Consider the following 7,761-nt stretch of genomic DNA (forward strand, 5'->3'; position numbering starts at 1 on the left):
TCACGATCACTGAACCAAGCGCGCCGTGTGACCGCATGACGTCGGCGCGGGTACAGAAGCGGTCGGCGTGGCTGTGGCAGCCACCAGTGCGGCAGGAGTTCTCCGGTGACGAGGCCGGCTGAACGCCGCCAACTCGGCCGCCCCGCCATGGACCGTGCTTTCGGCCGATGCCGGCCCATCGCACGGCCGAGGCGGTGGGGCCCCCGCCCGGCGGAAGCTCCTCTTCGAGGAACCAGCGACACGCGCCCCCACGAAGGAGCTCCGGGGCGCGAGCTCGACGTGGTGCGGCGGGTGGCCAGGGGCGCACCAACCAGGAGATCGCCGCCGAGCGGTTCATCTCGCTGTTGACGGTCAAGACACACCTCGTCAGCGTCCAGCCCAAGCTCGGGACCCGGAACCGGGTCGAGATCGCGGCCTGGGACTGGGAAGCGCGCACCGTCACCGGCCGCGAGCGCTGAGGCGACGGTGGGGCGGGGCCTCGGGTCGGTGTGCCCTGCGCCTGCGCGGTCCGGGCAGCCGAAGATGGCCGGCCGGCCCGTCGGACCGCCCCCAGCACAGCGCGCTCAGCCTGCAGGGCCTGGTGCCCGGTCTCGAATTCGAGTGTGACCCTCCGGATCACGCACATCCCCATGCTCCACGCCAGCCTTTCGGCCCCAGCCACAAGCTTCGCCCCGGCCCAGCGGCCGCCGCCAGGATGCCGTCCATGACCTCTTCCTTCACACCCAGCCGCCGCTCCCTCGCCAAGGGCGCCCTCGCCGGCACCGCCGCCCTGCTGCTCGGCGCCGCCCCGGCCTCCGCCGCCGCCCGCGACGGAGGGCCGCTCCTGCGACTGTGTCTGCCGGCGCCCAGCGGGCCGTACCCCGTCGGCGCAAGCACGCACTACCTTGTCGACGCATCCCGCAACGACCCCTGGGACCCCAGGGTCGGTGTACGCGAGCTCATGGTCACCGTCCTGCGGCCGGCCGTCCCCGGGCAACGCTTCCCGCGCGCTGCGCAGATGACCCCCGGCGCCGCCAAGTCCTTCGCCGGCCTCGCCCACTGGATCCACCCGCCGCTGCCGCCGACCGGAGTCGACTGGGCGGCCACCCTCACCCATGCTCGGGCCGGCGCCCAGCCCCTGCCCGGTCGGCGCCCCGTGCTGCTCTACAGCCCCGGCGGCGGCGACGCCCGCACGATGGGCAGCTCCCTCGCGGTGGACCTCGCCTCGCACGGCTGGACGGTCATCACCGTCGACCACCCGGGGGACGCGAGCGAGGTGGAGTTCCCCGACGAGCGGCCGGAACGCTCGCGGGTCCGGGAGACCGTACTGATCGGCCCACCCGACGCGGCCGCCTTCCGCACCATGATCGACACCCGGGTCGCCGATCTCCGCTTCGTCCTCGACGCACTCGGCCTCGACGGAGTCGGCGTGTACGGCCATTCCGCGGGCGGCACGGCGGTCGCACAGGCGCTCCACGAGGACCGGCGGATCGCCGCCGCCGTCAACCTGGAGGGGTACCTCGACCAGATGGACGGCGAACTCCTCCCGGTGGCCCGGCAGGCGACGGACCGGCCGCTGCTCCTGGCCGGCACCGACGGTTTCCGCGACGCCCGCCTGGACCGCTCCTGGGAGGCGCTCCTCGCGCACGGCGGCCCGGCCACCCGGCGGCAGCTCGACGACACCCACCACTGGGTCTTCACCGACTACGCGGCCCTTGTTCCCCAGATCCAGAGCGCCGGCCTGATGACCGCCGCCGACCGCGCCACCATGGTCGGCCGGGCCGACCCGCGCGTCACCGTACCCGCTGTTCGCAACCTCGTACGGTCGTTCTTCGCCCGCAACCTGCCGAGGTGAGCGCCGCTACAACCGCCGGCCGATGGCTGCCGCCCGAGCGCGTGGACAACTGTCCCTGGCATCGACGACGGAGACACGGAGGACGGGATCCTCCACGAGTCGGGTGAGCGCGCCGGCTCATCCCTGTACGCGCCTCAGCGGCCAGGAGCGGCCGGCAGAGACTGGCCCGGGTCCCCCATCAGGGCGGACAGGCGTTCGGGAAGCTCTTCGACCACGAGGTGTCCGGCCTCGGAGAGCACACGCAGCTCGGCGCCGAGTGCGCCGCGCACTGCGGGGCCGAGCCGCTGCGGAGGGAGAAACACGTCGTGCTCCCCAGTGACGACCACACGGGGAATTGCCCGCGCGGGCAGGACGGCAACGCCGGGCGCTCCGCTGGAGCGCGCGTGCCGGGCGACCAGTGTCATCCAGTCCACCAATTCCTCGCGGGGTGGATGGCCAGGCGCGAGCATGGCACGAAGGAGCCGCGCGCTGTGCTGCGGTGCGGGCCGCAGGAACCAGGCGGCCGAGGCGGCCAGCACCGAGGGGGTCAACCTCAGCCTGGTCAGCCCGCCGGGGGAAGCCAGGACGAGCCGGTCGATCTGGAGAGAGTCGCTGGACAGGGCGATGGCAGCACCGAAGGAGTGGCCCATCACCACTACCGGTTCGGACGAGATCTGCTCCATCACCTCACTCAGCCACCTCCCATACCAGGACAACTGACCACCGGAGAGGCCACATTCACCAGAACTGAGACCGGGCTGGCCCGGGACGTCCACCAACAGGACCCGGTAGCCGGCGGCGACCAGCGCCGTGGCCAGCGGCAGGGATGCGGCGGCGTTGAAGTTCGTTCCCGGGACGAACACGACCGTCGTCGCACCCGAGCCGGCGAGGACCACATGGGTCAGTGCGCCCTTGGCTGTCACCGTCTTGCGTTCGTGCGGCACCGACCATGCGGCGAGCTGGTCGAGACACCAGCAACGGATGAGCTTCTCGCCCGCCGTGCTGCGATAGATGGAGTCCACCGGTCGAGTATCACGCCCCTGCAGTGCCGCAGGAAGGGCCGTACGGATTGGGCGAGTTGTGCCGCAAGCCTGGGCCCGTGCGGCCTGCTGGCGTCCTGCCCTGTCGGCCGCTGTCGGGCACATCTCGGGTGCCAGGCAGGTGTACGCGGCGGGCTGTCTCGCGACGCCCCTGCGGCTCCGCGTGCACCGTGACCGCGTCCGGCGGCTGGCGAAGCCCTGGCCGGAGGGCGCGGGTTGGGAGATCGAGCACATTCGTGAAACGGTCGAAGGCTTCCACAGCACCTACTGGGAAGACACCGATCCGGTACTCCGGGAGGTCCGCGGAATGGCTGATGCTCCTCTGCGCGAGCTGCTTGTGTGCACGAGTCCTGGCGCGGACGCTGGCCGGTTCGGGTTAGTTGGCCTCCCCCAGGTAGCTCAGGGCTTCGCGGAAATCATCGAGCGCGGGCCTGAACTCGCAGACGGCGGTGTGGAAGGTCGATCGGTCGATCAGGATCCTGGCCAGTGTTCGCGTTCCCTCTGCCGGGTCGTGCTGAGCCAGTCGGCGGGCCAGGCTCACTCCGTCGTTGAACAGGGAGCGCACTTGCTCCGCGAACAGATGGGTGCGGTTCTCCCAGTAGACGGCGGAGCGGATGGTGAGGACGCGATGCAGGCGAACCAGTTCGGCCAGGTGTCGGTCCGGATCTTCGGTGGCTCGCGGAGCGAGGGTGTCCACCTCTTCTCGGAGGGCATGACGGCTGTCGAAGTAGCGCCGCTTGGCATCGGGCGACCACTCTATGGGCGCAGCCCCCGAAGGCGGACGCGGTCCATCGGACGCAGCCCGATCACCTTCGGCGCCGGAGAAGGTCAGCAGGACCGCCCAGAACGACGCCTGATAGCTACCCCAGGATTTCCGCTCACCGGTATCGGCCAACTCCGTCAGCAAGGTGAGTGCCTCTTGCCGCACGAGGGCCGCCTGCTCGCCCCGGCCGTGGGTGTCGAGCATCTGTGCGTACCCGATGAGCGAGTAGAGATGGCAGGCTATCGAGTCGCGGTCATTCGCGGCTTCGGCCGCTTCCATGCTGACGAGTGTCTCGAACGCGGCGAGTGCTTCGCCGGACCGGCCGGCGTCATGGAGAGCGGCGATCCACTCCAGGAGTGACCAGGCGAGAGCCCCACTGCGGGACCCGCCGGGCAGGATCGCTGCGACCACCTCGGTCATGGCATCGGCAGCCTCGGCATACCGGCCTTCCTCGGAGAGGCCGGCAGCCCACTTGCTCAGTCCGGCCACGGGGACTCCGGACAGTTCGGCCTGTGCACGGCCGATGGCGAGCATCTCGGCGCGCATGGCGAGTCCTTCGGCGCGTCGGCCCACGGTGTACAGCTCTCTCTGGCACGAGTTGAGGGCGTCGTACAGAACGTCCGCACGGGCAGGTTCGGCCGGATCGATGGACCGCGCCACGGCCACCGCCTCCTCGCACAGCGCGAGCGAGGATGCATGCCATTTGCCGGAGGCAGTGTCGTAGGTCAGACGTTGCAGCGCCTTGGACAAGAGCGGTAGGTACGAGGCGGGGCTGACCTGAGCGAGCACCCGGTAGGCGTCGACTTCCTCGCGCGGCGTGCGGCGTCCGGACGCGAGCAGCACATTCCGCGCTCGCACGATGTCGTCCTGATCGACTTTCCCCGAGTGATTCATAGCGGAGATTCTGGGTGCCCAAGAGAGGGCCGAACAAGGCTGGTTGCCTGTGCTGTTCCTCCTACGAAAACACCCTCTGACCTGTCATGATGGGTGTGACATCACTTTCCGGGGGTTGATCTGCAACCCCCGGCAATCAGTTCTTGCGGAGTTCCCTCCGTGCCACCGCCGCCGCGTAGCCTGGGCGAGTGTCGCCCGCCTCCTGGGACCAGAGCGTGGCGTGCTGATGTGGATGCCGAGAAGGCGGCTGAGGACGACGGCCGGTACTTCGCCCGCCAGTTGGCCGGCGGCTCTGAGATCTCGACCGGCTTCGTGCCGAGCATCAGCTGGACGCCGTCGTGAGCCCCTGTGACGGCAGAGGTGGTAAGGGCGGCGATGCGGATGCAGGGGATTCCGTAGAGGAGAACGAGGCGTCCGGCGCCCCGGTCGACTGCCCTGGCTGCCGGTGCTGCCCGCCGGTGACGCGGCGAGCCATCAGGTCGGTCATGACCAGGTGAATCACGGCCTCGGAGCGGTGAGGAGGCGTCCCGCCCCCGTGCGCGAAACACAGCGCGCCAGGGCGGGCCGCCCCCTGCCTCGAGTGCACGGACCGGGGGTCGGGCGGCCAACTCCTGCGAGGGTTATGCGGTGTTGGCCGCAGGCCGGGGCGGCAGGGCCGCCATCCGCTGGGCATTGCCCTGACCGGCGTCCGGGAGCCTGGTGCGCAGCCTGTCGCTAGCGGCCTCGTCGAGGCTGACCGGGCGCTTGTGCTGGGCGGCCAGCCGGCTCGCCTGTTTGCCGAGGGCGGCGATGTCGTCCCAGGTCAGCTGGACCACGAGGCGGAGTTCAGCTTCGCCGTTGGGCAGGGCCTGGATGGGCAGGTTGGCAGGCGGGTTCATAGGCCGGTCCTCATCTCATCGGGGTCAGGGAGGTGCCGCGCTCGTCGAGAACAGGGGACGCGCACTGTCTGATACGGGCACGCACAGGGATCCGTTCAGACGTGAGGAACGTGACGGTCTGGGGCCGTCCCGGTGTACGGGTCCTGTTCCGGGTGCCCTCGCGGGCAGCGAAGTGTGCCCTCACGGACCTGGCGTCCACGGAGCGCGGCGGCTAAGCAGGAGGGGTTGCGTCCTGCGTGGGGAGAAGGTCTATGCGAGCCCGAAAGAAGTCCGAGGAACCTGGCACCGCTACGGCGACCGCCTCGGCCCGGAGCCGTACGAGCCGCACGGAGGGTCGCACGCCGGGCGGGCAGAGCGGCCGCGGTGGCGCAGAGTCCGTGCCGCCCACGCTCGTGGGCCTGCAAGGCACCATCGGCAACGCCGCCGTCGTGCAGATGCTCCGCGCCGCCGGTCGCCTCGGCGAGGAGGACGCGCAGGACGCGCACCAGCACAGCGCCGACTGCGGGCACGACGAGGCCGGGCGGCCCGCCGTGCAGCGTTCCGCGGTGCAGGAGGTCCTCCGCGGGCCGGGGCGGCCGCTGGACGGCGCGACCCGCGCTGACATGGAGGCGCGGCTGGGCGCCGACTTCTCGGACGTACGGGTGCACAGCGGCACCGCGGCGAGGGCTTCCGCCGCGGAGATCGGGGCACGCGCGTACACCTCGGGCAGCCATGTGGTCATCGGCGCCGGGGGCGGCGACAAGCACACGCTCGCGCATGAGCTGACGCATGTGATCCAGCAGCGCACGGGTCCCGTGGCGGGCACCGACAACGGGACGGGCCTCAGGGTCTCCGACCCCTCCGACCGCTTCGAGCGCGAGGCCGAGGCCAACGCGCGCAGGGTCATGTCCGGCGGCCCGGCCGTACAGCGTGCCGCCCTCGACGGCCCCGGGGAGCGGGCGCGCGCGGAGACCGCGGTCCAGCGCGCGAACGACTCGGGAAACCGGCCCCAGATCAACCATGCCAACCCGAACGACGACTGGTTCGCCGACAACACCACCGCGGCGCGCGGGGACGGCCTCGTCCTGAGCGGTCACGGCGGCTGGGAGCGGGTGGACGGATACTTCCGGGTGCCCAGGGGCACAAGGCTGCACTTCTACACCGTGCACGGGCAGACCGTCCCGGACGACCTGGGCGGCCAGGTGGAGCAAGGCACCGAGCAGGCGGGCAGCGTCGAGCAGGGCACGCAGGCCGGTGCCTCGCGCACCCTGGTGGGGGGCCGATCCGCGCCCAACTACATGATCTCCTACCCCTCCGGGCTCACCATCAGGGGCAACCCCGCGGTGGCCACACCTGTGGCGGGCGGGTACGACGTCGAACTCGACCCGGGAACCCCGGGCGCCCACGTCATCAACGTGGCCACGCTGCTCGATCCCCAACTCGCCGGGCATTCCATCGTGTTCGACGACAATGTGCTGCTGAGCGACATCCTGCACGCGGACATGGGCGACGTGCACTTCGCCGCCTGCCGCTTCGTGGAGACCGGCCGCCCGGGCACCAGGAACCAGGGGGACGGTCTCTTCAACCCGTAGCGGCGCGGACCCAGTGATCCGGGGGCCGCCGGGGGCCGCTGCCCAGACCGCGCCGGCGGGCGGCCGCAGCCCCCTGCACGCCTCCCCCGCCAACGCGCCGACCTCCATGGGCCAGGCCCACGGCCGCGACAGACGCGCGGTACTGCGCTCGCTCGGCCTCGCCGAAGAGGCCCTGGTCCTCCTCGCGCATCTCCGACGAACGGACCGACCGCCACCGCACCGAATGGAACCCTCGTGACCACCGCCCCCATTGACCTGCGCCACTGCACACACGCCGACCTGCCCCAGATTCGGCAGACCCTGCTGGACGTCCACGCAGACAGCTACGCGGACGCCATGGGCAACGAGTTCACCCGGCGATTCCCCTGGTTCGTGGATCACTGGGGAGGGCATCCCGGCTTCGCCTGCGTGATCGGCTACGACGGCAGCGAGCCGGTCGGCTTCGCCTACGGGGCACCGGCCGCACCGGGCCGGGAATGGTGGCGCGAGCACGTCAGCACCCCGCCGGCAGCGGCGTCGACGTTCTCGCTCTCCGAGCTGATGGTCCGCCCGAAGTGGAGGAAGACGGGCACCGCGGAACGACTGCACACCGCGCTCCTGGCCGACCGTCCGGAAGCCCTGGCCGTCCTCCTCGTCGACCCCGACCACCCGAAGGTCCAGGCCCTCTACGAGTCATGGGGGTACCGACACGTCGGCAACCGTCAACCGTTCCCCGACTCGCCGAACTTCGCGGTGATGCTCCGCGAGCTCCACTCCGCGACCTGACGCAATGCGCGCCATGGCGACCTGAAGTTTCGTGCCG

Annotated in this window: 7 protein-coding genes; 4 read left to right on the top strand and 3 right to left on the bottom strand. The window is 71.0% G+C overall.

Translation table 11 applies throughout. The features are described 5' to 3' along the window. Window positions 1-344: 344 nt before the first annotated feature. Window positions 345-458: a hypothetical protein gene (locus VIU94_RS44710; RefSeq protein ID WP_414720942.1), complete on the top strand. Its 114-nt coding sequence runs from the start codon at window positions 345-347 to the stop codon at window positions 456-458. Window positions 459-703: 245 nt separating this feature from the next. Further along, complete coding sequence (locus VIU94_RS13450; RefSeq protein ID WP_331911042.1) at window positions 704-1,834, top strand: alpha/beta fold hydrolase; 1,131 nt, start codon at window positions 704-706, stop codon at window positions 1,832-1,834. Window positions 1,835-1,968: 134 nt separating this feature from the next. Here the strand turns inward: VIU94_RS13450 and VIU94_RS13455 are convergent, their stop codons facing one another. The 3 genes from VIU94_RS13455 to VIU94_RS13465 form a co-directional block, all read right to left on the bottom strand. Further along, complete coding sequence (locus VIU94_RS13455) at window positions 1,969-2,835, bottom strand: alpha/beta fold hydrolase (protein WP_331911044.1); 867 nt, start codon at window positions 2,833-2,835, stop codon at window positions 1,969-1,971. A 394-nt stretch (window positions 2,836-3,229) separates the two neighbouring features. Further along, complete coding sequence (locus tag VIU94_RS13460; RefSeq protein ID WP_331911046.1) at window positions 3,230-4,510, bottom strand: hypothetical protein; 1,281 nt, start codon at window positions 4,508-4,510, stop codon at window positions 3,230-3,232. 620 nt (window positions 4,511-5,130) lie between these two features. Beyond that, the gene (locus VIU94_RS13465) at window positions 5,131-5,388 is read right to left on the bottom strand and encodes a hypothetical protein (RefSeq protein ID WP_331911048.1); all 258 of its coding nucleotides are present in this window, start codon (window positions 5,386-5,388) and stop codon (window positions 5,131-5,133) included. 377 nt (window positions 5,389-5,765) lie between these two features. On the opposite strand from VIU94_RS13465, the gene VIU94_RS13470 reads away from it, so the two are divergent. Further along, window positions 5,766-6,959 carry an eCIS core domain-containing protein gene (locus VIU94_RS13470; protein WP_414720943.1) on the top strand — a complete coding sequence of 398 codons (1,194 nt, stop codon included), beginning with the start codon at window positions 5,766-5,768 and terminating at the stop codon, window positions 6,957-6,959. A 234-nt stretch (window positions 6,960-7,193) separates the two neighbouring features. Then, window positions 7,194-7,724, top strand: a complete 531-nt coding sequence (locus VIU94_RS13475) for a GNAT family N-acetyltransferase (protein ID WP_331911050.1) — start codon at window positions 7,194-7,196, stop codon at window positions 7,722-7,724. Window positions 7,725-7,761: the final 37 nt, after the last annotated feature.

The organism is Streptomyces sp., from assembly GCF_036566765.1.
Taxonomy (GTDB): domain Bacteria; phylum Actinomycetota; class Actinomycetes; order Streptomycetales; family Streptomycetaceae; genus Streptomyces.

Coding starts and splice junctions, on each gene's coding strand:
- VIU94_RS13450 (WP_331911042.1), top strand. CDS start 704: ATGACCTCTTCCTTCACACCCAGCCGCCGCTCCCTCGCCAAGGGCGCC.
- VIU94_RS13460 (WP_331911046.1), bottom strand. CDS start 4,510: ATGAATCACTCGGGGAAAGTCGATCAGGACGACATCGTGCGAGCGCGG.
- VIU94_RS13465 (WP_331911048.1), bottom strand. CDS start 5,388: ATGAACCCGCCTGCCAACCTGCCCATCCAGGCCCTGCCCAACGGCGAA.